This is a genomic window from uncultured Dysosmobacter sp. (assembly GCF_947631165.1).
Taxonomy (GTDB): domain Bacteria; phylum Bacillota; class Clostridia; order Oscillospirales; family Oscillospiraceae; genus Oscillibacter.
This window is the reverse complement of the sequence record NZ_CANRKH010000014.1, coordinates 45,503-65,380: the sequence shown is the minus strand read 5'-3', so window position 1 is coordinate 65,380 and position 19,878 is coordinate 45,503. Positions and strand designations below refer to the sequence as shown.

Annotated in this window: 29 protein-coding genes; 4 read left to right on the top strand and 25 right to left on the bottom strand. The window is 57.2% G+C overall.

Features of this window, described 5'->3' with window-relative positions:
• Nucleotides 1–17 precede the first annotated feature (17 nt).
• The 4 genes from Q0Z69_RS08775 to Q0Z69_RS08760 all read right to left on the bottom strand — a co-directional run bounded on the left by Q0Z69_RS08775 (nt 18) and on the right by Q0Z69_RS08760 (nt 3,865).
• Nucleotides 18–2,015 (bottom strand): hypothetical protein, encoded by a 1,998-nt coding sequence (locus tag Q0Z69_RS08775; protein WP_298032190.1) that lies wholly within the window; start codon nt 2,013–2,015, stop codon nt 18–20.
• Between the two features lie 139 nt (nt 2,016–2,154).
• Nucleotides 2,155–2,631, bottom strand: a complete 477-nt coding sequence (locus Q0Z69_RS08770; protein WP_298032189.1) for a terminase small subunit — start codon at nt 2,629–2,631, stop codon at nt 2,155–2,157.
• Between the two features lie 147 nt (nt 2,632–2,778).
• Complete coding sequence (locus Q0Z69_RS08765; RefSeq protein ID WP_298032187.1) at nt 2,779–3,057, bottom strand: hypothetical protein; 279 nt, start codon at nt 3,055–3,057, stop codon at nt 2,779–2,781.
• On the bottom strand, nt 3,044–3,865 hold the full coding sequence (locus tag Q0Z69_RS08760) for a hypothetical protein (RefSeq protein ID WP_298032185.1): 822 nt from the start codon (nt 3,863–3,865) through the stop codon (nt 3,044–3,046). Before Q0Z69_RS08760 ends, Q0Z69_RS08765 begins: the two co-directional genes overlap by 14 nt.
• 729 nt (nt 3,866–4,594) lie before the next feature.
• On the opposite strand from Q0Z69_RS08760, the gene Q0Z69_RS08755 reads away from it, so the two are divergent.
• Both Q0Z69_RS08755 and Q0Z69_RS08750 read left to right on the top strand, forming a co-directional pair.
• Nucleotides 4,595–4,843 carry a type II toxin-antitoxin system HicA family toxin gene (locus Q0Z69_RS08755; RefSeq protein ID WP_298032183.1) on the top strand — a complete coding sequence of 83 codons (249 nt, stop codon included), beginning with the start codon at nt 4,595–4,597 and terminating at the stop codon, nt 4,841–4,843.
• Between the two features lie 28 nt (nt 4,844–4,871).
• Complete coding sequence (locus tag Q0Z69_RS08750; RefSeq protein ID WP_298032182.1) at nt 4,872–5,225, top strand: type II toxin-antitoxin system HicB family antitoxin; 354 nt, start codon at nt 4,872–4,874, stop codon at nt 5,223–5,225.
• Nucleotides 5,226–5,284: 59 nt separating this feature from the next.
• On the opposite strand, the gene Q0Z69_RS16885 is transcribed toward Q0Z69_RS08750, so the two are convergent.
• The 21 genes from Q0Z69_RS16885 to Q0Z69_RS08640 all read right to left on the bottom strand — a co-directional run bounded on the left by Q0Z69_RS16885 (nt 5,285) and on the right by Q0Z69_RS08640 (nt 17,295).
• Nucleotides 5,285–6,241, bottom strand: a complete 957-nt coding sequence (locus Q0Z69_RS16885) for a Gp49 family protein (RefSeq protein WP_367272274.1) — start codon at nt 6,239–6,241, stop codon at nt 5,285–5,287.
• A 55-nt stretch (nt 6,242–6,296) separates the two neighbouring features.
• The gene (locus Q0Z69_RS08735; protein WP_298032179.1) at nt 6,297–6,692 is read right to left on the bottom strand and encodes a DUF551 domain-containing protein; all 396 of its coding nucleotides are present in this window, start codon (nt 6,690–6,692) and stop codon (nt 6,297–6,299) included.
• Nucleotides 6,689–7,240 carry a hypothetical protein gene (locus Q0Z69_RS08730; protein ID WP_298032177.1) on the bottom strand — a complete coding sequence of 184 codons (552 nt, stop codon included), beginning with the start codon at nt 7,238–7,240 and terminating at the stop codon, nt 6,689–6,691. The genes Q0Z69_RS08735 and Q0Z69_RS08730 overlap by 4 nt, the downstream gene beginning before the upstream one ends.
• Nucleotides 7,237–7,788 (bottom strand): hypothetical protein, encoded by a 552-nt coding sequence (locus Q0Z69_RS08725; protein ID WP_298032174.1) that lies wholly within the window; start codon nt 7,786–7,788, stop codon nt 7,237–7,239. The genes Q0Z69_RS08730 and Q0Z69_RS08725 overlap by 4 nt, the downstream gene beginning before the upstream one ends.
• On the bottom strand, nt 7,788–8,297 hold the full coding sequence (locus Q0Z69_RS08720) for a J domain-containing protein (RefSeq protein WP_298032172.1): 510 nt from the start codon (nt 8,295–8,297) through the stop codon (nt 7,788–7,790). Before Q0Z69_RS08720 ends, Q0Z69_RS08725 begins: the two co-directional genes overlap by 1 nt.
• Nucleotides 8,298–8,451: 154 nt before the next feature.
• The gene (locus Q0Z69_RS08715) at nt 8,452–10,281 is read right to left on the bottom strand and encodes a hypothetical protein (protein ID WP_298032167.1); all 1,830 of its coding nucleotides are present in this window, start codon (nt 10,279–10,281) and stop codon (nt 8,452–8,454) included.
• On the bottom strand, nt 10,220–10,654 hold the full coding sequence (locus tag Q0Z69_RS08710) for a helix-turn-helix domain-containing protein (RefSeq protein WP_298032164.1): 435 nt from the start codon (nt 10,652–10,654) through the stop codon (nt 10,220–10,222). Before Q0Z69_RS08710 ends, Q0Z69_RS08715 begins: the two co-directional genes overlap by 62 nt.
• Nucleotides 10,651–11,874 carry a DUF3102 domain-containing protein gene (locus Q0Z69_RS08705; RefSeq protein ID WP_298032161.1) on the bottom strand — a complete coding sequence of 408 codons (1,224 nt, stop codon included), beginning with the start codon at nt 11,872–11,874 and terminating at the stop codon, nt 10,651–10,653. Before Q0Z69_RS08705 ends, Q0Z69_RS08710 begins: the two co-directional genes overlap by 4 nt.
• Nucleotides 11,871–13,568 (bottom strand): PcfJ domain-containing protein, encoded by a 1,698-nt coding sequence (locus Q0Z69_RS08700; RefSeq protein WP_298032158.1) that lies wholly within the window; start codon nt 13,566–13,568, stop codon nt 11,871–11,873. The genes Q0Z69_RS08705 and Q0Z69_RS08700 overlap by 4 nt, the downstream gene beginning before the upstream one ends.
• 14 nt (nt 13,569–13,582) lie before the next feature.
• Complete coding sequence (locus tag Q0Z69_RS08695; protein ID WP_298032155.1) at nt 13,583–13,927, bottom strand: hypothetical protein; 345 nt, start codon at nt 13,925–13,927, stop codon at nt 13,583–13,585.
• Between the two features lie 43 nt (nt 13,928–13,970).
• Nucleotides 13,971–14,291, bottom strand: a complete 321-nt coding sequence (locus Q0Z69_RS08690; protein WP_298032152.1) for a hypothetical protein — start codon at nt 14,289–14,291, stop codon at nt 13,971–13,973.
• Between the two features lie 16 nt (nt 14,292–14,307).
• On the bottom strand, nt 14,308–14,511 hold the full coding sequence (locus tag Q0Z69_RS08685) for a hypothetical protein (RefSeq protein WP_298032148.1): 204 nt from the start codon (nt 14,509–14,511) through the stop codon (nt 14,308–14,310).
• Complete coding sequence (locus Q0Z69_RS08680; RefSeq protein ID WP_298032145.1) at nt 14,498–14,743, bottom strand: hypothetical protein; 246 nt, start codon at nt 14,741–14,743, stop codon at nt 14,498–14,500. Before Q0Z69_RS08680 ends, Q0Z69_RS08685 begins: the two co-directional genes overlap by 14 nt.
• 141 nt (nt 14,744–14,884) lie before the next feature.
• Nucleotides 14,885–15,079, bottom strand: a complete 195-nt coding sequence (locus Q0Z69_RS08675; protein ID WP_298032143.1) for a hypothetical protein — start codon at nt 15,077–15,079, stop codon at nt 14,885–14,887.
• Between the two features lie 133 nt (nt 15,080–15,212).
• The gene (locus Q0Z69_RS08670) at nt 15,213–15,335 is read right to left on the bottom strand and encodes a hypothetical protein (RefSeq protein WP_298032140.1); all 123 of its coding nucleotides are present in this window, start codon (nt 15,333–15,335) and stop codon (nt 15,213–15,215) included.
• The gene (locus Q0Z69_RS08665; protein WP_298032136.1) at nt 15,332–15,544 is read right to left on the bottom strand and encodes a hypothetical protein; all 213 of its coding nucleotides are present in this window, start codon (nt 15,542–15,544) and stop codon (nt 15,332–15,334) included. The genes Q0Z69_RS08670 and Q0Z69_RS08665 overlap by 4 nt, the downstream gene beginning before the upstream one ends.
• Nucleotides 15,545–15,588: 44 nt before the next feature.
• A complete protein-coding gene (locus Q0Z69_RS08660; protein WP_298032131.1) occupies nt 15,589–15,987 on the bottom strand; it encodes a hypothetical protein in 399 nt (132 codons plus the stop codon).
• Nucleotides 15,988–16,018: 31 nt separating this feature from the next.
• Nucleotides 16,019–16,240 (bottom strand): hypothetical protein, encoded by a 222-nt coding sequence (locus Q0Z69_RS08655; protein ID WP_298032128.1) that lies wholly within the window; start codon nt 16,238–16,240, stop codon nt 16,019–16,021.
• A 29-nt stretch (nt 16,241–16,269) separates the two neighbouring features.
• Entirely contained in the window at nt 16,270–16,671 is a 402-nt protein-coding gene (locus Q0Z69_RS08650; protein WP_298032125.1) for a hypothetical protein, read from the bottom strand.
• Between the two features lie 14 nt (nt 16,672–16,685).
• Nucleotides 16,686–17,087, bottom strand: coding sequence for a helix-turn-helix transcriptional regulator (locus tag Q0Z69_RS08645; RefSeq protein WP_298032122.1), 402 nt, complete (start codon nt 17,085–17,087; stop codon nt 16,686–16,688).
• Nucleotides 17,088–17,097: 10 nt separating this feature from the next.
• Nucleotides 17,098–17,295 (bottom strand): helix-turn-helix transcriptional regulator, encoded by a 198-nt coding sequence (locus Q0Z69_RS08640; RefSeq protein ID WP_298022275.1) that lies wholly within the window; start codon nt 17,293–17,295, stop codon nt 17,098–17,100.
• A gap of 176 nt (nt 17,296–17,471) precedes the next feature.
• On the opposite strand from Q0Z69_RS08640, the gene Q0Z69_RS08635 reads away from it, so the two are divergent.
• Both Q0Z69_RS08635 and Q0Z69_RS08630 read left to right on the top strand, forming a co-directional pair.
• A complete protein-coding gene (locus Q0Z69_RS08635; RefSeq protein WP_298032119.1) occupies nt 17,472–18,098 on the top strand; it encodes a helix-turn-helix transcriptional regulator in 627 nt (208 codons plus the stop codon).
• Between the two features lie 97 nt (nt 18,099–18,195).
• On the top strand, nt 18,196–19,878 hold the full coding sequence (locus tag Q0Z69_RS08630; RefSeq protein WP_298032116.1) for a restriction endonuclease: 1,683 nt from the start codon (nt 18,196–18,198) through the stop codon (nt 19,876–19,878).

The window sequence follows — 19,878 nt, the reverse complement described above, 5'->3', positions numbered from 1 at the left end:
TCCGCACACAGGGCATTTCACAGCGTCATCCCTCCGATCTCCGCTCCAGGTGTCATCTGTCCGCCGCCCATCAGAGCCGCCGGATCCGCCGCCTGGGCGCTCATGGCCGCCTGGGCCTCCTGCGTCATCCGCTGCCGCTCCAGCTCCTCCTGCAGGTCCGTCCGGATCTGCTTGGCCATGGGATAGTGGAGCTTTTCCATCATGGTCCAGAACCGCACCAGCGTCCCCAGCTCCGCCGGATTGCCCATAGCGCCGCTCTCAAAGTTCATGCGGCACTCCTGCCACATGGCCTCCCGGTTGCTGGCCAGAGGGGCGGAGCTGTCGCAGGAGAAGAGGAAATCCGTGTTGTACTTCCATTCCCCCGCCTCGTCCTGATACAGGAAGTCCCGGCGGTCAAACAGCTTGTACTCCTTCTCCCCGTGCTCGTTGTAAGCGATCACCGGCCGCGGCTCGTCGGCATAGGCCAGCATGAATTTGAACAGTACCTCGAACAGGTCCTGGAACAGCGCGTTCTTCATGGTCCGCTTGCTCTCCAGCCGCCCCGCCGCCTGTGTGGCGGAAAACTCCTTGGCGACCTTGGAAGTGGCCGTGGGGTCCTTCCGGCCCTGGAGGCTGTCCGTGATGCCGATGGTCTGGCGGGCCTCCTCATAGACCTCCGCCATCAGCGCCATATCCGGGGAAATATCCACCTGGGTGTTGTAGGTCCGGATGGACTGGAGCGCCGCCGGATTATCCACCTCCAGCAGCACGTTGTCATCGTCAGAGACATACCGCCGCACGCCCTTTGGCACGGTGGTGAAGCTGCCGCCGCCCAGTACCTTTCGATTGACCTTGGTGGACACCTTGTTCAGGGTATTCTGGGCATCCTCGATGGCGTCGATATCGCTGCCGCCCAAAAACCGCCCGCTCTTGGAGACGTTCTTCCGCAGCACCACGGGATAGATATCCGGCTTGTAGTAAGGAACCTTCGTCGGCTCCATCACAGGGCCGGACAGGACAGGAGACGCGCCAAAGGGCGTCAGAAGCTCTCCGGCCTCCGCGTCCCACAGCAGCCGGTTCTCCGCCGCCTCCCGGAACACCGGCTGGCCGTATTCGTCCCTGGCGGCGCTCTCCGCCGGGATCACCGTGCCCCGGTCCGTCCGCAGGTCCTCTGTCAGCTCCTCATACTCCTGCAGCTCCTCGGTAAAGGCCCGTCCGCTGCAGAAGGCGCACCGCTCGCCGTCCCCCACAGCGCCGCACTTCCGGCACTTCTTCACCCGCCGGGCCTGATAGTCCTCCAGATCCTCCAGCAGGGTGTCACAGGCCCAGCGGATGCGGCCGATGCCCCCCCGGCGGTTCTTGTAATAGGCGGTCACCATGGTCACCAGCTCGTCCGTGGCGCTGGCCCCCGCGCCCAGGGCCCGGGCGTCCGGGTCCTCCTCTGTCTCGCTCTCCAGATCCACGCCGTACCGCCGCTTGATCTGCGCCTTGGTCTGGGCGTCCTTCAGGAAGATGTAATCCATGTCCGCTACCTGGTAGACGCCATCCTGGGGCACGATCTTCCGCGGATGCAGCAGCGTCACCTTCAGCGCCCCCATCCAGCCCCGGCCGGATGCCCCGCTGTCCCAGTCCACCAGCAGGCCATAGCCGCCCTGAGTGGGGCAGATGCGCTCCGCCTCGTCGTTGATCCGCTCCATGGGCAGCCGGTCCAGCAGGTTCCGCAGCAGGTCCTCGATCAGCTTCGCCAGCCCCTCGTCCTCCTGCCGGATGGCCGTTACCTTGGGCTGGGGGATGTTGCTGTCCACCTGGGTCTCCACCACCTCAAAGCACACGTTCCGCACGTGCTCCGCCTGCTTTTTGGCCTTCTTGCCGTCTCGGGTCAAAATTTCATGGCTGCCGTCCACCAGCTGTTCCCGGCGCAGCATCCGGCTCTGCTCCCCGCTGTAGGCCTCCTCCGCCCGCCGCAGCCGCTCTTGCCACATCGTCAGGACGGACTGCATATCCTTCGAAGCCGTCTTTGCCGCCTTCTCACTCATTCCGTCGTCCCTCCTCTCCCCACGAAACCCGCTTCGCTGGGCTTTCGCGGGGTCCCCCATTGCCCAGCGTCTTTTCATCGTTCCGCTTTGCCATCGTTCTTTCAACCTCCATATTCCGCAGAGCCGTCTCCGCCGCGCTTTAAAACTCTCTTCCAGATGTCCCGCCCATGACCATATCTTCCAGGCTCGGCCCGCCGCCGTCCTCGTCCTTCCCCATCTCCGGCAGCATCTGCCGCAGCATGTCCAGGGCCTTCAAAGCGCCCTTCACGTCAAACTCCCACAGTCCGGCGAACACATAGTCGTGCTTCTGGCTGTCCCAGATCTTCACCGGCCTCTGCTGGGTGCATCGCTCATACAGCTTCCAGACCTCCGCCGCGATAGAGTGCTTTGTGATGCCGATAGCGTCGAACTGCTCCTGCAGCAGCGCGTCCCGGTAGGCCCGAATTTCCGGCTTACGCAGCAGGCGGCTGGCCTGGCTGGCGGCGGACTTCTCGGAGTACCCTGCCCGAATGGCCGCCTTGGTGCCGCACAGGTCCACCAGATACTCCCGCACGAAGGTCCGCTCCCTGGGCTTCAGCGCCGCCCCCAGCTTCTCAGCCTCTGTCCTCTCCGCCACGCAGACACCTCCCCCGCCGCGCATCATAACTCTCGCTAATAATAGCGTAGCACAGATGACCTGTCTGAAATCACCAACTTTTCAGGCATGAAAAAAAGCTGGGAGCCTAACGCCCCCAGCGCTTTGCGGATTTTCCGCCCGCGATCCTTACGCACGCCTTCTATACCAGCTTTCGTAAAATTCTTTCCGCATCCGGTACAGCGTGCTTTCGCTGACGTGATGTTCCACAGCGATAGCCGTGATGCTCTTCCGGCTGCACATCACGTCCCGCAAAGCAGCACTATAAGGCCCTCCCACCTCGTGGCAGAGCCTTTCGATTTTTTCCCGGATGATCTTCGGTTGATCCTCAGCGGTCAGGCAGGCAAACCGGACCGCTCCCTGCTTCTCCTCCGGTATATTCACGCCCTGGAGCTTACGGAAGCTCATTCCATCCGCCCCCTTCACCGTCCTTATCCGCCATGGCCAGGGCCATCTCCTTGTGTCCGCCCACCTTCCGCCGGGGATCTCTGGTCTTGGGTATGTACCGCACAAAGTTCTGGCCCTTCTCCGGGTCATACCGGGTCCCTGGCAGCTCCACAGCGCCCGCCGGAACGCGCAGCTGGCCGCCGCTGGTGACGATCTCCCGGGATACCTTGGGCTTGCTCATGTTCCGGGAACAGGTCCATTTCTTTTCGTCCGCCACGCCACGGGCCTGGTTCACCAGATAGGCCGCCAGAGGGTAATAGTCCTGCTGGTGCCGCAGAGGCTGCCAGTCCACGGTCCCCAGCCCCCAGATATCGTCCACCAGCTCCGCCCCGAAGTACAGCTGCTTCTCCCGGATCTCAAAGCCCTCCCCGGTGATGATGATGTGGACGTGGGGCCGCACCAGCTCCCCCGTCTCCCCGTCGATCTCCGACGCCGCCAGAAACCACTTGCACACCAGCCCCAGCTTTCTCATGCGGTACACCAGCCGGTCAATGAATTTCCGCCCTGCCTTCCGGGCGCCCTCAAATGTCCCGCCCACAGTCTCCAGCCCGGCGGCGTCGAATTTGGCCGTCAGCCACAGGTCCCCCGGCGTCATGTTGCAGTTGATGGTCCTGGCCAGGGCCAGCTTGGCATACTCCCGGTTCCCCACGATCTTCCGCTCGCTGCTGTTCCCCCGCACACGGCTTCCCCGCTTGGCCGGCTGCCGGACGATCCTGGTCTTTCTCCGCTCCACCACGTTCCCGCTGACGATCTTTGTCACCATGTACATCGTCCTCACTTCCTCCATATCCCTCGTTCCCGTCTAGCCGAGAACTCACTCATTTCGGCGTTCGTCCTCTCCCCACCGGACCCGCTGCGCTGGGCTCCGGCGGGGGCCCCAAAAACATATCTTCCCCATCACGTTTTCTCCTCCGCGTATAAAAGCATAGGTACCCGCGCCCCCGCGCAGGAGTGTCCTTGACAAATCTTGCAAAGCGCTCTCACGCTCCACTTTCCACCCATGGCCGGGTGCCGCCGTTCCGCCCGCTCCGGCCCTGAAAATCTCTTTCATCTCAAACATAGGCGTTGAAAGGTCCCGCAAAGAACGCACGCGCGCGTTCTTTAATATGTATATCCGCTTCTCAAATCCACGCCGCCGTCGTCGGAGCAAGCTCCACATCGTTCGTTTCCAGTTTCACTGAAAACTCACTCGTTTTGCCGCTCCTCCTCTTTCCAAAAATGCAAGCATTTTTGGGATCCCTGTTTAAACGGCGCAGATTTCAAAAGCGAAATTTCCGCTTGACACCATATATGACACCATGCTATAATCCAGATATCGGGAAGGAATCAACATGATCAAACTTCATCTTTAAAATTCAAAATTCAAAACTCAAAACTTAACTTTCAAACATCTAACACTTAAATCTCAAAACTTATTTTTATTTCTCAACTTTTAATGCTTCCCGAATCACAGATCTTTTGATTATTACTTATCTCTCATATGCAGGAGGAATAAAAAATGAGTAAGTGGGATAAACTTGTTACAGCCATTTTGGAAAAAAGCCCCAATCTCCGGTTTGACGATCTATGCAAGGCCCTGGAAAGCATCGGCTACCAGTGTGAACAGCCCCGCGGAGGCAGCAGCCACTATACGTTTCGAAAATCCGGGTGTATGCCCATCACGATCCCGAAGCAATCGCCCATGAACCGTGCGTATATCAAATTGGTGGCAGAGGCCGTCCAACAGTATTTGGAATCGGAGGAATGACACGTCTGGCCGTTGGAGGCGGTTTGTTATGGAGAAGGATCTGCAATACTATATGTCCCTGCCCTACCGGGTGGAGGTGATCCCCGACGAGGAAGAGGGCGGCTATGCCCTCCACTGCCCGGAGCTTCCAGGCTGTGTCACCTCCGCAAATACCGTGGAAGAGGGCTTCCAGATGATCGAGGACGCGAAAAAGGCCTGGTTCACCGCCTGCCTGGAGGACGGCGCCCCCATCCCGGAGCCTGCCAGACTGGAGGATTTCAGCGGCCAGTTCAAACTCCGCATTCCCAAAAGCCTCCACAAGCTGCTGGCCCAGCGTTCCGCTGACGAGGGGATCAGCATGAACCAGCTCTGTCTCTACCTCCTCAGCAAAGGTCTTTCCTGATGCACCTTTCCTCTCATGCCCGCCGGGTCTCCCCGGCGGGCTTTTCTGTTCTCACACCATCACTCCACGATCTCCCAGTCCTCAGCCAGCATATCAGCCTGAGAGGCCAGCCAGCCCATCTGTACGCCGGAGGTCCCACAGAACGCAAAGGCCCGGTTGCCAATGGCGTCATGCTCCGCGTTGACCACCGTTCCATCCGGTGCCCGATAGCTGATCGCGGATGCCAGCTCGATATGCTGATTTTTGCCATTCCAGCCCTTCCGGGCGATCTTGGCGCCCCGCTTGGCCGCCTCAATGGCCTGTCCGAAAGTCAGCCCCGTCCGGCGCTCCTGTTCCTCTCCAAAGCAGTTGGCCGGATCGCTCCCATAAAAACCGCATGGCGTATCCATCCTGTAGGGACCATCGTCTACGGCAGGCGGCACGGCCCCATAGAAACCGCAAGGACCATCGCCCACGTCGGCTTTTTCTGCCTCATCATCTGGTTTCCACGCACGCGCCGCCAGACGGCAGCCATCCACGCCATGCACCGCCGTCTGCAGCAGGAAGCCCAACAGATGCCACACCTTGTCCTTGATCTTCTCCATGCAGATCTCCTGGCCCAGTTTCTCGTCATAGTTCTCAGGGCTGACGCAGGCGGAGGACTCCACGATCTCAAAACCATTCTTCAGCATAGCCCGAACGACCGTAGTTTTGTCTCCCATAGTAATGGCCTCAGTAGCCACGATGAAATCATCTACCATCTCCTGACTGATGCTGGGCGCGTCCGTCCGCATGTGGTCGTTGGATGTCAGCAACAGGTAGGCCCGCTCGAATACTTCTTTGGGCGACCAGCTCTCGTACCCGTCCGGGTAGCGGACCTTGTATCCCGCCGCGCAGGATGTGGCGTTCTTCATCACTTCCCCTTCTCCGGTGCTGACATCCTCCCTGCTATCCTCGATGATGACAAACTCGTTGGCATCCTCATACCGCTTGGCAGGCTCCGCCTCCACCAGCTTCGTTCCGATGTACTTGTTCATTGCTCATTCCTCCATTTTATATATTTGAAACAGGTCAGCCCTGTTCCATACACGATCAGGCATGGGCACCCTCCTTCGGCGGCTCCGGAAGCGGCATCCAGTGGGTGACGGTATAACCATATCCCACCTCAAATCCCCAAAAACGCTTGTGATACCAGTCCCAGTATCCAACTTTGACAATTCGCCTCATTGGTAGATCTCCGGATCTCTCCTTGGTCAAAACAATGTTATACCAGTCCTCGTTGCCTTTCTCCGGCAGCCTGTCCTTCACGCTGATCCACCCCGTCAGCGGCTCATTTTCCGCCTCCTGCTGGGAGCGGAGGGCGGAAAGAGCCACATCCACTGAATCATGCAATTTCTGAAACTCCGGATTTACCATCTCGTAGAACTCATTTATGTTATCCCACCATTCTCCATCTTCAAGGATTTTGATTGCTTCCTCTCTAGTCATCCCTCGTCGCCGCCTTTCAATTCTTCCACATAGTACCACGATTGCGGAGGCCGCTCGATTTGACAATCCCAACAACCAACACAACCATCTTTGTAATTACCTCGATGACACTCCAACGCCCTGCGGAAATGGTATAACGTCTTCGGCCTGTCATAGATAACCAGGTCTGAGATATGCCAACCGAAAAGGTCTTTGCAGTCAAATACCCACATTCCCTTGTTCCAACCAGCATAGTTCTTTACTTCCGGAACTGTCATACAGGTCCCATCAATGGCTCGAAGCGCATCCTCTCTTACAATAAACGACTCGGCTAGGATTGCCTCTATGTAATCACATGTAAACTCTCCAATGACACATTTCCCGCCGGAATGATGTGCAACCATACCCCTGCCGTTGGAGATAGAAGCATCACCGGCCGTCATGTAGATATAGCACTTAAACGGCGTTTCCAGCTTGGGACGGCTCTTCCTGACTTCCACCGTCTTTTTGCCCAATGCAATCAGCTCACACCATTTCGGTTGTATGCTTATCAGGACCGCTTTGCTCATTCCGCGCCGCCTTTCTGCGCCTCCAGCGCCGCCTCGGCCTCCTTGCGGGTGAGAAAGACTGTTTTGCCAGGGACTCCATATGTTCCATGACTTCCGGTGTAGGACTGGGCCTTAATCTGCAAAATGCCATCATTGCCTATATAAAACCCATCGCATTTGTCCTCTTCGTAACCCGTTATTGTATTCCATTTCGCAACCGGCATATAAACCGTATCCCCCACCTTGCACGGCAGCACCACCAGCCGCCCGTCCTTCTCGGCCTGCACCAGCTTGCGAAGATGGTCGATGGTACCGATAGCTCTGTATTCCTCGACCAACTGCTTGCATATGCACCATTCTGCTTCAAGCGATTGAATATCCTCCGGCTCCAGGCCGGTGTCTTCATATGCAGCGAGGCGGTCGATCATTTTCAAATATAGGCAAGTTCTGTTTTTGATGTTTGGACACGCGTCTGATTTGCTGCAAAATCGCACATCACATATAGAACCACGAGGCCGCTTTCCGAATGTGACAAATCCGTTTTCTTTCCGCTTGGTCAATCGCGCCATCACTGATCCCCCACCTTTTCCAAACACTTCCCATAGTTCTCCCGCAGCAGCTGGAACGCACCTGCATCCCCACCGGCGTCCGGGTGCATCACCTTTGCCATCCGCCGGTACTGCTCCCGCACCTCCGCCGCGCTCTCCGGTCTCCTGGAAAAGCCCAAGCTGGCAAAGCACGGCTCCAAACCGGCTTCCCCTTCCTGCAGCGACGGCAGCCCACTGACGATCTCTGCGAAGTCAAACAGCCCCCTGCTGGATGCCCGGGCCAGATCCTCCAGCATGAGAACGATCTGTGCAAACAGGTCCGATACGCAGGAAATACGCTCTCCCCGCACCTGAGCGTCCTCCAGACTCTTCTCAAATCGAAAAGCCCGCCCCTTGCAGATCAGCTCCACAAAGCAGCTCTGCCGGGTCCAGTCGTAGTTGTACTTCTCCACATTGATCTTCTCCATCACGGTCTTCAGCTTCCGCTCATATGCCTCAAATCCGCCGGAGTACATCTTCCTGCCATTCACGCCAATACCTCCTTTTATTCGCCAGAGTGTAAAATTCAACGCTCCGGGGGCCCCCACCTCGTCATCACAAAGTCCGCTTAACTCCGTTTCCGCCTATGGCGAAAACTGCGGCACTCCCTTGCTCCTCCTCTCCCATCGTGACCGCTCCGCTGGGTCACGCCGGGGGCCCCCACTTTTTCACCAGCATCCTCCGGACCTCCTCGCCGGCGTTCTGATAGTCCTCCCACATGTCCGCCGTCCACCGCACCTTCTCCCCGCCGGGGCGGTCCACAGTGCAGCGCTGCTGCCGCCGGGCCTGATGGGCAATGGCGGCGGCCATCACCAGGTCGTCGTGCTCCCCCTCCGCCGCCTGGGGCTTGCGGCCCTTGCCGTATACAAAGGTCAGCATCTCCCCCAGGGTCTGGAAGCTGGCCACCAGCTCCGGGGCCTCCTCCATGACGGTGTGCAGTTCCGCCAGCATCACCTGCCGGGTCCTGGAGCTGGTGATCCAGCCAAAGGCCTTCACCATCTCCCCTGTAAAGGTGTCGAACCTTTCACGCTGATAGAGGTTCGGATAGTGCCATTCCTCCAGCTTCATCTCGGGATAGGTGGAAAAATTGACCTCGATGGCCGCCAGCGCGTCGTTGTAGTAGTGCCCCAGGCAATATACCTGCCGGGCGTACAGGATCTCCGACAGGGGCTGCTGCAGCTCCGCCACCTGGTGCCCGTCTGTGTTGTCCAGCACGTGGGCCGTAAAGCAGTCGCTGCCCTCTCCGGCGGTGTCTCCGCCCAGGACGTAGGGGACCCCCGGTTTCGGCTCCTCATAAATGCGGATGAAGCCCTTTTCCCGGTCCACAAAGCCCCAATCCCTGGGCGCACCCCCCTCGATCTCCGGCTCCGGATGCTCGAAAAGGCCGGTCCGCAGCGGCTCCTGGACCGCCCGGCGCCGGGCCATGATAACGTCGTTGTCAAAATAGGGATCACCGGACAGTAAAAACGCCTCGTCCGGCGTGTTGGGGTACTCCTGGCGGAATAACTGCTCGTCCCCGCCGAAATTGACGCGGATGCACCACCGCCGCCAGGCCAATTGCTCCTCGTCGAGGCAAAGTCCGCTATACTCGCCCCGGCCTTTCGCCCAGGGCTCGAACCGCTTCCTTGCCTCTCCTCTCCCCACCGGACCCCTCCAGAGGGCCTTCTCGCCGCTCTCGCGGCTCACCTTGACCGCTGCGCTGGGCTCCGGCGGGGGCCCCATCATTTTCTTTTCCTCATCTGTCCAAATAGTTCCAGGTTCTACAGGCCGCCGGTACTCCGGCTCCATGTACCAGGGCAGGAAGACCGGCCTCCAGCCGTTGGTCCCCTCCACAGCGCCGTCCCACAGCTCCTTGAAGTCGTCGAAGCCGTTGGCGGTGCTCTCGATGATGACCATGGTGTTGGGGTCGTCCGGCACGGCCTGCATGATGCCCGCCAGCATACCCTTCTTGTCTCCCGGCCAAAAGGCGTACTCCGATAGATGCACATTGGTCAGGGTGTCCGACCGGCCCGCGCCCTTGCCCCCGGCAGTGACGCACTTGATCCGGGACCGCAGCCCCGGCCGCCGCCGCTTCTCCCCCTCGTCCCGGGTGGGATTCTCGAACACCAGTTCTTTTGCGTTGCTGGCCTTTTTCATGGGCTGTACGCTCTGGGGCAGGCAGTCGTAAAACAGCTTGTTCATGCGGAACAGGTTGGCCGTGGCGTCGTCCCGGTGGGCCACGATCAGGGTGTTCACCAGAGGCCGGGTGGCGGCGTCCTGAAACATCAGTGCCTCCGTCACCGTGGAAATGCCCTCCTGCCGCCCCTTCAGCACGATCAGGCGCACAGGCCGTCCCGCCTGGTGCTCCTCCTTGATGATCTGGTACAGGTTCTCCTGGGCGGGCTTGAGCTTCAGCGGAACAAGCCGCTGCTTCTTATCCCGGATGTATAAAAAATTCTCCATGTACTGCCGTGGATTCCTGATGTTGATCCCCATGCCATCCCTCCCGGTTTACCGGCCCGGCGTTGGCGCGCAGGCCGTTCCGCCTCCGCCACTGGAGCACAGCGCCCCGGCTGCACCCCAGTGCCCGGGCGATCTCCCCGTCGTTCTGTCCCTGCCGGTAAAGGTCCCCGCCCTTTTCCCAGTCCGGGCTGTTCCTCCGGCGCTTCGCCTCTTTCTGCCGCGCCTTCTGCCAGCGGGCCGCCTCCTCCGGCGTCTCCAGCCTGCGCCCCGGCCGAAAGTATGTGCAGTTCTCCGGCGGCTGCCCTTTCCGGGTCCTTCCGGTCAGTCCGGCATAATTGCAGCGGAATATGTTCAGCGGCCCCGCTCCGTATATGCAGCTCCCGCACCGGACCTTTTCGATCCTCATGTGCCTGCCGCCTTTCCAATGGCGTCGGACAGCGCCCGCATGGCCGCCCGCATCTTCTCCTGGTTCTCCGGCGGCTCCCGCTTCACAGCGTCCGCCATCTGGTTCACCGTCTCCTGGGTCTGGTTGAACAGAATGGTAAAGCGCACCATATTCTGGCTGCTGTTGACCTTGGCCGCCCTTTCGGCCTTCTCCGCGGCCTCCCGGGCCTTCCTGGCCGCCTCCTCCGCCTCCCGCAGTCCCACATTGGCGGTCCTGGCTTCCTCTCTGGCCTTTTTCAGGTCCTCCCGGGCCTTCCGCAGCTGCTCCTCCTTGCTGTCCAGTTCTTTCTGGAGCGCCTGCTTCATGGAGGCATGGGCCTCTTTGGCAGCCTCCGCCCGGGCCTGGGCGATCTGCTCCGGGGAGGCGTCCTTCACCTCCACAGCAATATCTACCGGCCTGTTTCTCATAGCTGCCAGCTCGTCCTCCAGCCGCTTCACCTCCGCCGCCTTGGCCGCCTGGTCCTCCAGTGCCCGGGCCTGCAGCTCCTTCAGCTGCCGCATATCCGTCTCCATCTTGGCCCGGCTGGCCTCTGCCGCGTCCGCCTCGGCCTTGGCTTTTTCCGCCGCCAGTCTCGCCTCGTCCCGCTCCCGGATGGCCTGTTTCAGCTCCTGACTGCTCATGTCCGAAACAGACTTTTCCACGCCGTTTACCGTGTGTTTTTCCGCGGCGAAGCTCTCCCGCTCAGATTCCGGCAAAGCCAGCAGTGCCAAGGCTTTGGAGGCTCCCAAATCGGCAATCGTCTGCTGATTTCCATATGCCTTTGCCAGCCGCATGAAATTGGTTGCCGTCCGCTCTGAAAAGTCCACCTTGTCCCGCAGCCAGGGCAGCCATTCCCCATGAGAAAGCTGGGCTTTGGCCTCCATCAGCCGCCGCCCGATCTCGATCACGGCGCTGCCGCCCACATTCTTATAAAACAGGATCTCGTCTGTAATGACCGCGATCCCCCTGGAAACGCCCACCGGCGGCGTAAGCGCTTCCCCCCTCTTCGCCATCAGCTCCCGATAGTAATTGTCTGTCATTTTGTATGCCGTCTCCATCTCGTCCTCACAAGCTCCATATCTCTCGCCTGCGCTTTCTGGCGCAGGCTCCCTCATTCCGCTGCTCGGCCCCTCCCCACTGGACCCGCTCCGCTGGGCTCCAGCGGGGACCCCCATAGTTCTGGCGCTCTCCAGATCGCTCATGCGCTTTTGACCTCCGTTTCCTTCTTTTTCTTAGGCAGGACCGGCGCCCCAGCCTTGTCCCGCTTGCTTCCAGCGGCCACCCAATCCAGCCACGGGTCCAAAAAATCACGGTATGTCTCTCTGGGGTCCGGGGCAAACCGGCCCCTCGTGGAGTACATTCCCTCATTCCGGTATCCATGGATCTGCACCAGCCGTTTCCCGGACATCTCGATGGTCAGCCAGGGCTTGTCCAGGCTGCGTTTCTTCCGCATGAAGAGAATGGTGACCTGCCCCTGCATGTGCCGGTTGGCATATCCGGCCACACAGTGCTTCAGCGCCTGCCCCTCCGCAATGATCTCGTCCTCGTTGGCCGGTACCCGGATCACATAGCCCATGGCCTCGTAGCCATACCGCTTCTCCAGTTTCTTTTTCCGGTCCTGATACGCCAGCGCGGCCAGCCGCTTCTTCTCCGCGTCCGCTGCCTTCCGCTCCCGCTCCAGCTTGTCCCGGTGCTTTTGGACCGCCGAATCATGGGCGGCGTCCAGCCCCTTTGGGAGCAGCACATTCTCCCGGTGCAGCGGATAGCCCAGTGCCTGGGCCGCTGTCAGATAGTCCTTCCAGTGGAGAAGGGCGCTGTCCAGGTATCCGTCTGTCTCCCTGGCCAGATACCGGATCAGCTGCTCCGGCGGCAGGTTCCACACCTTTGCCTGATGGAACGTCTCCCGCATATGGATGCCTCTTCCGACCCAATCCGCCGCCTCCTCCATGGAGACCCGGCCCTTCAGCCGCTTGTACAGGGTCAGAATGTCGATATCCCGGCTGGTGGCCAGAAAGGCCCGCAGCTCCTGCTTGTCCAGTCCAAAGGCCTCCATGGGATCCTCCCGCGTCCAGTTGATGGCCATGGCGTTTTTCACGCCCCGGGCCGCCAGATCCCGGACCACATCCCGCATCCCCGCTTTCATCAGCATTTCGATCTGCCGGGGATAGAAGCAGCAGGCGGTCAAAAACTCCAAAAAATAGGAGCTATGCTTTTCATACTCCGCCGCCATGCAGTATCGAAACGGGCTTTTCCCGATCTCCTCCAGCCCGATCACATCAAATCCCATCCCATACTCCGTGTTGCAGGAAAAGGGGCTGTGGATATTCCATCTTCCGCCGGTCAGCGGGCCGTTCTGGGCCGCGTAATACCGGAATCCATCATTGCCGTACCAGCTCCTGCTGGTCTCCTCCGCCAGTCCTGGCCGGAACCGGTAGACCCCCACCAGCTTCATATTGGGGATGCCCGTCAGGGAATATCCGTCAGAGTAGTGCTTCCCGCAGTCATAGGCCCTGGCCCAAAGGCTGCCGCCGCTCCACCGCAGCACTACCGCCCGCCGCCAGCGGGAGAGGTTCCTCCGCTTCCCTGTCCGGCCCAGCTCCTTCACGATCACCGGTGTCCCGCAGTATGGGCACACCGCCGCCGGCTCCGCTTCACCGCCGTAATAGTGCTTCGGCTCCCGCTGGTGAAGCTCCCGCATCATTGCCTGCTCCGCCGCGCTCTGCCGGTTCCATTCCGGCAGGGTCCGGTGCTTCCGGCAGCAGCTCATCCACAGCTCCCTGGTTCGGGAGCGGCGGAACGCATACGCCGGAAACAGTGCGTTCACAGCAGCTTTTTCCGCCTCGTTCAGCGGCGGCGCGGCCTTGGCAAGCCGTGCCGCACGGTCTTTATCAGCCATTGTCCGCGCCTCCCTCACAGAAAATCCGCCAGATTCAGCACCACCGCCCGGGTATCCTCTGCCGCGTGGGGCGCCAGGTCGATCCGCATCTGAAAGCGGACCGCTGCTGTAGGGAAATAGAACTGCACTGCCCGTTCATAGGCCGTCAGGTCTGAGATCCCGCTGCCGCAGTTCTTTGCCACGGCCTTCATGCAGTCCGAAAAAGTCCCGCCCTGCACCACCGCCTGGGCAAACTCCTCGTCCTGCCCGCAGAACTCCCGCAGAGCGTCCAGGACCCCCTGCTTCATGACCTGCCCATACCGGTTATACTTTCCAGCCTGAAACTCGCTTTCCAACTTTTTGATCGCTTCCTCAACCATACGTTATACCTCTCTTTTGCTTTCGCCCCCCGCCAGGGCGTTTTCACATGACCTTCCCGGTCTGATACGCCCGCTTCAGCCTCCGCCGCAGCAGCGCCTCCTCCGTCTGCGCCGTCAGCTTGCAGGCGCCGCACATGGGCGGACCGCCATAATAGGTCCGGCCGCACCGGCAGCAGATATTGCGGGGCGCGCCGGTGATCTTCTGCTTCAGCTCGCATTTGGCCGCCACCTCCCGCCAGGGAACGCCCCAGAACTCCGCCGCCGCCACGGTGGCCAGCTCCCAGTTGCCGGCAGTCACCCATGCGTCTGTGTGGCCCTCGCAGCCCACTTCCCACAACATGGCCCGTTTCCCCTTGTCCGCCATTGTCTGCCTCCTCTCTTCATGCCTCTTCCACGCAGATCGCGTGATAGAGCTGTTCCCGGGCGGTCATGCCCGTCAGCCGTCCGCTGAGCCGCATGGTCATGGACATCACCGTTATCAGCGCCAGGATCATCAGCAGCATCACGGCGTCCGGCGACGGCCCGCCTCTTGGCTTCCTGCCTCTGTATCTCGTCGGGGCATACCCCCTCTCAGCACCCCTCATATTCCGGCTCCCTCCCCTGGACCAGCGCGAAAGCCTCGTCCTGGATAAAGCGGCTCTGCTCCCAGTCGATCAGCTCCAGCTTTTCCATCACGCGCACATAGCCGCAGACCTTTCCGTAACAGATCAGGGCCGCGCCGCTGTCTTTTTCCGCAAAATGCCGGATATCCTCTTTTGCCTCTTCCAGCAGCCGCCGGAACAGCTCGTTCAATGCTTTCTTGCTTGTTTTCGTCATAGCTTGTCCTCACGTCCTCATAAACTTCACTCTATTCGCTTCCGGCCATGCCGAAAGCTCACAACGTTCCGTCATTCGTCCTTTCCCCACGCGGCAGGCCGCGCGGGGAGCCCCTTTTTCCTGGGGGGCAAACCCCCTGCGTCACATCTGTCCGCTGCGGATCAGCTCCTGGCACTTCTTCAAAATGGCCTGCCGCCGCTTCTCCTGAGATTCCGGCGTGATGCAGGGATCCAGCACCTCCACCCGGCAGCTGCCGTTCTTCTCCCCGAAGTCCACAGTGTATTCGCTTCGGAGATAGGACTTTCCGCCGATCTGTACAATTGTCTTTTCTTCCAAAGCATCCACCCCCCAATCAGCCTATCGTCAAGATATGCGCCCTGCGGATTGTCCTATTTCCGTTCTGCTCGGGTCAGCCCGAGCATGATTTCCCGTTTCCCGCTGTCGGGAAAATTGGTGTTCAGCCTTCTTGTCAGCACCGTCTTGCCCCGTTTGGTTTTCGTTTCTTCACCTCGACTATTCCGTGACTGTAAATCGTAATGGTCCGGTATACGCTCTGCCCGCCCTTACCGGCGGGCTTTTTTCTGTTGGTCATATCCTGTCCTCCTGATCTGGTGTACCCGCCTCCGCCGCCCGCTTGCGCATCTCATAGCGCACGGCGATATCCCAGGCGATCCGCCGTGCTTCCCTGCGGACCTCATCCAGCTCCTCTTTTGATTTCCCGGCATAGGCGGAGTCGGAGACCAGGACCCGGACGCCGTTGAAGTTGTACTCCGCCACGATATTCCCTTTTTCCTGATACAACGCATCCACCTCCCCCAGTCAGCCTATGCGGCTGTCGGATTGTCCTATTTCCGTTCTGCTCGGGTCAGCCCGAGCATGATTTCCCGTTTCCCGCTGTCGGGAAAATTGGTGTTCAGCCTTCTTGCCAGCACCGTCTTGCCCCGCCTGATTTTTGCCTTCCGCACCTCAACCACCCCGTGGCTGCGGGTCACAGTGACCCGATATGCGCTCCGCCCGCCCTCACCGGTGGGCTTTTTATTGCTCACAGGCTCTTTCTGTTCCGGCGGCACCGCTGGACCGTCTCCCCTGACTTCCTTTTCCGGTACATAGAGCACCTTGGGCGCTTTCCGCACCTCGCACGCCGGAAGGCGCTTTCTTCTGCGCTTTTCCGTCCACCCCCAGCCCATCAGAAGCCCCGCCAAGAGCCCGCAGAGCAGGCACAATATCATTCCTTCCACGTTCATTCCGTCCTCCTCACGCGCTCTCGCTGTTTTCTTAGATGCTGTCGAGGGCGGCTTTGGCCTCGCTCTCAAAATGCGAAAGCTCCATTCCTGAGTTGTCTCTTGCCTTCCGGTATGCCTCTATCGCAAGCCGGCAGGCCAGTTCAAGCTCTCCCGCGTTTGCCCCTTGCTCTGCCGCTGCTGCAACCAGCGTCTTGGCGAGGGGCATTGCTTTTGGATGATTTTCGATCAACGGTCTTAATAAAACTGCACTCATGTAAAGATCCTCCTCACATTTGTATCAGGTTAATTTTCATCAACAATGATAGTTCCAGTTGTGTAGTAGATCATGTGCCGGTCTCCCTGCTCATCATCAAACAAAATGTAACTGGCACGATCAGTTTCAATATCAAATTTCCCGCAATACTGTTCGATCAAATTGCCGTTGATATCAAACACTCGAACGGTTCTTTCGATTCCTCCGTTTAAATTACTCTGCTGATCCTTTAATGCGCGCTTTCCGCTTTCTGAGTTACTTCGCCACCAGACAAATGCAGCACACACCAATGCTGTAATAAGCGCAGCGGCAATACCACACACAACGAAACTCTTCTCACTTCCTCGGATACCGCTCCAAGCCAAAACACCCGCAATAATCAGCCCCGTAAATCCAATGATTCCTGCTACGATCCATGCTCCGATTGTCATTTTTATTTTCCTCCTCATGCGCTCTCGCTGTTTTCATCAAAGAACCGTGTCCATTCAAAGCCCAGCTCCGCCGCGATCCGCTTGGCCGTCTCAACCGATACGCCCCGTTTGCCTTTTTCGATGTTGCAATAGGTCGGCTGTGAGATCCCTGCGGCGTCCGCCACCGCTTTTTGACTGATGCCGCGCTCTAACCTGATTTTTTCCAGCCAGCTCGGCCCGGTGTCCATGGAGACTGCCGTATGCTTCCCGGCCTCGCCCTGTTCAGCGGCGAGGCATTCCCGCATGATCTCCTGAAGCAGGTAAAGGGCGTTTCCGGCCTCCTCCATGCAGTCGCTGTCACAGTGCCGAAGTTCGTTACCAATCAAATACAGCGCGTCGATTGCGCACTCCATTTTCAGCTTGCTTTCGTCTTTCATAGTCTCATCCTCACGCGCTCTCGCTGTTCTCTTCAAAGAACCGCGTCCACTCAAAGCCCAGCTCCGTAGCGATACGCTTTGCCATCTGGACTGATGGATTCCTGCTCCCTACCTCAATAGAAGCGTAGGTGCTCTGCGCAATGCCGATTTCTTTTGCAACCTCGTACTGTGACCGCTTTCCTCTAATTTCAACCAGCCAATTCAGCATGGTCATCGCTCCTTTCATATAATTTTTCCTGATTGTTCCAATTAACTCTATCTGCGCTTATATTATCAACTCTATCTGCGTTTGTCAACTCTTTTAGCGTTTATTTTTAAAAAAATTTAATCACCCCTTGCGTTTAACCACAGAACGAGGTTAAATAAGCGCAAGGGGTGATTAAATTGGATAAAGCAAATCGCTTTCGTTTTAGAATCAGAGAATTAAGAGAAGAAAATGGATATAAATCTCAACAGGCTTTTGCCGATGACTTCGGCACCGTACAATCTACCGTTGGCGGATGGGAAGCCGGTAAGCGGGAACCATCTTTTGATACAGTGATTCGTCTCGCACAATTTTTCGGAACTACTATTGACGATCTTCTATGTGGACAAGGTAATCAGGAATTTGATTACACATGGAATTGGGACGGGAATAATTTAAAATCCTTGCGTGAGCAAGGAGGTTATTCCTGCGCCGATGTAGCTGAAATGCTTGGAATTTCTTTAAAACTCTATAATCAAATTGAACAATCTTCTGTATGCCCATCTATTCCGTTACTTTGCCGCATAGCCATTTCTCTACAGACTTCTGTCGATACACTTCTTGGGATCGAGGTTGTCGAAACCTCTAATGATGCTTCTATTAAGTACGGCATAAATAAGCTTGCTAATATTTTTATGCATGTCAATGCTGATGGAAGGAAACAAATTCTAAAACAAGCCGAATATGCACTTCGGGACGAGAATTTAATCTTACCCAAGAAATCCCCCCAAGCCGAACACCCCAAGTTCTCCGCATCCGGCGAATAGGCCGGATCATTTACGTAGACTTCCGCCAAGACAAAAAATAGAAAGCCAGCTCTCCGCTAGCGGCGGCCAACTGCCACTACAAAGGTTTGGTGATATCGTGTTTGGAAAAGAGCTTCTGCGATTTGTAATAACTTATTGGTATCTCGTTTTGATCCTCCTTTTCTTCCTTTCGCCGCTTCTTTATCGGATAAAAGATACCCTGTCTGGTAGGCCAAAACGCGAAGCCGAAGCACGCGCTCTCACGCAGTGGGAAAAAACGCTTGTCGGCCAAAAAGAAGAATTGCAGCGTCAAAGAGAAGCCCTATCCAAAGAAAGGATCATTTTTGAACACCAGCGGCAGCATATAAATGATCTGGTGCGCAACCGCACCATAGATATGGCGCGTAAAGTTGCCAGTCGCGATTATCTGCAAACCACCCCTGCTTTTGCAGCGCTGAGTTTCAGCGACAGTGAAGTGCAAAGCAGTGCCTATTATAGCCGTCTCCGCTCTGTCCTGAACACTTCTATGCGAATCGTTTCTCCATTCGATATCACTGCCGATATTATCTCTGAAAGCGGAAATATATACCATACAACGCTCCATTCCTGCAACTGCCCCGATTTCCAATTTCGAAAATCTCCCTGCAAGCATATGCTCCGGCTCGCCGTTGAATGTGGACTGCTTCTGAATGGCACTGCAAAGGATGCTATTGAAAAGGATATCGCGGAACTTCTGAATAAACGAGATACTCTTTTATCTGAATCAGCCAGAATTTCCAAAGAAGCCGAAATACTTTCACAAGAAAAGAAAAATTTCAACAACCTTTTAAAAGAAACAAAACAAACTTATCCCTGGCTCGCAAAAATGTTTTCTGATCTTTATGAGAAATACGATGAGGAAATCATTCAGCTTCTTCGAAATAAATCTCATGCTGCGCATCAAACTGCTGATAGGATAGAGCGGAGTCTTAAACGTGAGCGTTCAAAATGGAAAGCGGAAGCCAAACAAACTGAATATCAGCTTCATTTTTATGAATCGCTTTTTCCCTGGCTCCTGACCTTTAAGGAAGTCCCCCCTATAGAAGCGTTTGAATATGCAACAGCAAGCCAAGCTGCTCCCACGGAAGATCAGGCGCTATTGAAAAAATATCTCTCCCCGGAAGAATACGCAAACCTTTCTACTTGTGATAAGTATCAGCTCGCCCTTGATCGATATATTGAGCGCAAAAAGTCCTCCTGGGAAGTCGGAATTGAATACGAACGTTATATTGGATATCTCTGTGAAGCAAAGGGCTATTCTGTTCATTATTCCGGTGCCACAGAAAAACTAAAGGACATGGGGCGCGATCTTATCCTCGAAAAAGAAAATCAAACGGTCCTTATTCAGTGCAAGCGCTGGGCAAAAGAAAAAACGATCCATGAAAATCATGTTTTTCAGCTGGCAGGCAGTACGTATGAATACCAGCATGAGCATCCCGAACGTCAGGTAATTGGTGTTTTTGTTACAACAGTAGATTTCTCTTCTGTGGCGGTCCATTGTGCCGAATTGCTGGGCCTCCGTCTTTTCCCTCTTGTTTCCTTCCAAGATTATCCCAGAATCAAGTGCAATATCGGAAAGGGACCTTCTGGTGAGATTCAAAAAATATATCACCTTCCCATGGATCAACAGTATGATAATGTTAAAATCGACTCTCCCGGCGAGTTTTACGCCTATACGATAGAAGAAGCAGAAGCCGCAGGTTTCCGCCGGGCCTATCGCTGGCACGGCAAACTTCAAAAAATAAAAGCACCGCCAAATTGA

Bases quoted from the DNA above. Each gene is read 5' to 3' on its own strand.
- Q0Z69_RS08685 (WP_298032148.1), bottom strand. From the start codon at position 14,511: ATGAGGGGTGCTGAGAGGGGGTATGCCCCGACGAGATACAGAGGCAGG.
- Q0Z69_RS08715 (WP_298032167.1), bottom strand. From the start codon at position 10,281: ATGGGGATCAACATCAGGAATCCACGGCAGTACATGGAGAATTTTTTA.
- Q0Z69_RS08655 (WP_298032128.1), bottom strand. From the start codon at position 16,240: ATGAGTGCAGTTTTATTAAGACCGTTGATCGAAAATCATCCAAAAGCA.
- Q0Z69_RS08750 (WP_298032182.1), top strand. From the start codon at position 4,872: ATGGAGAAGGATCTGCAATACTATATGTCCCTGCCCTACCGGGTGGAG.
- Q0Z69_RS08700 (WP_298032158.1), bottom strand. From the start codon at position 13,568: ATGGCTGATAAAGACCGTGCGGCACGGCTTGCCAAGGCCGCGCCGCCG.
- Q0Z69_RS08735 (WP_298032179.1), bottom strand. From the start codon at position 6,692: ATGACTAGAGAGGAAGCAATCAAAATCCTTGAAGATGGAGAATGGTGG.
- Q0Z69_RS08710 (WP_298032164.1), bottom strand. From the start codon at position 10,654: ATGAGGATCGAAAAGGTCCGGTGCGGGAGCTGCATATACGGAGCGGGG.
- Q0Z69_RS08660 (WP_298032131.1), bottom strand. From the start codon at position 15,987: ATGAACGTGGAAGGAATGATATTGTGCCTGCTCTGCGGGCTCTTGGCG.
- Q0Z69_RS08640 (WP_298022275.1), bottom strand. From the start codon at position 17,295: ATGCTGAATTGGCTGGTTGAAATTAGAGGAAAGCGGTCACAGTACGAG.
- Q0Z69_RS08765 (WP_298032187.1), bottom strand. From the start codon at position 3,057: ATGAGCTTCCGTAAGCTCCAGGGCGTGAATATACCGGAGGAGAAGCAG.
- Q0Z69_RS08645 (WP_298032122.1), bottom strand. From the start codon at position 17,087: ATGAAAGACGAAAGCAAGCTGAAAATGGAGTGCGCAATCGACGCGCTG.
- Q0Z69_RS08725 (WP_298032174.1), bottom strand. From the start codon at position 7,788: ATGGCGCGATTGACCAAGCGGAAAGAAAACGGATTTGTCACATTCGGA.
- Q0Z69_RS08690 (WP_298032152.1), bottom strand. From the start codon at position 14,291: ATGGCGGACAAGGGGAAACGGGCCATGTTGTGGGAAGTGGGCTGCGAG.
- Q0Z69_RS08705 (WP_298032161.1), bottom strand. From the start codon at position 11,874: ATGAGCGATCTGGAGAGCGCCAGAACTATGGGGGTCCCCGCTGGAGCC.
- Q0Z69_RS08730 (WP_298032177.1), bottom strand. From the start codon at position 7,240: ATGAGCAAAGCGGTCCTGATAAGCATACAACCGAAATGGTGTGAGCTG.
- Q0Z69_RS08680 (WP_298032145.1), bottom strand. From the start codon at position 14,743: ATGACGAAAACAAGCAAGAAAGCATTGAACGAGCTGTTCCGGCGGCTG.
- Q0Z69_RS08775 (WP_298032190.1), bottom strand. From the start codon at position 2,015: ATGAGTGAGAAGGCGGCAAAGACGGCTTCGAAGGATATGCAGTCCGTC.
- Q0Z69_RS08695 (WP_298032155.1), bottom strand. From the start codon at position 13,927: ATGGTTGAGGAAGCGATCAAAAAGTTGGAAAGCGAGTTTCAGGCTGGA.
- Q0Z69_RS16885 (WP_367272274.1), bottom strand. From the start codon at position 6,241: ATGAACAAGTACATCGGAACGAAGCTGGTGGAGGCGGAGCCTGCCAAG.
- Q0Z69_RS08755 (WP_298032183.1), top strand. From the start codon at position 4,595: ATGAGTAAGTGGGATAAACTTGTTACAGCCATTTTGGAAAAAAGCCCC.
- Q0Z69_RS08760 (WP_298032185.1), bottom strand. From the start codon at position 3,865: ATGTACATGGTGACAAAGATCGTCAGCGGGAACGTGGTGGAGCGGAGA.
- Q0Z69_RS08670 (WP_298032140.1), bottom strand. From the start codon at position 15,335: ATGACCAACAGAAAAAAGCCCGCCGGTAAGGGCGGGCAGAGCGTATAC.
- Q0Z69_RS08650 (WP_298032125.1), bottom strand. From the start codon at position 16,671: ATGACAATCGGAGCATGGATCGTAGCAGGAATCATTGGATTTACGGGG.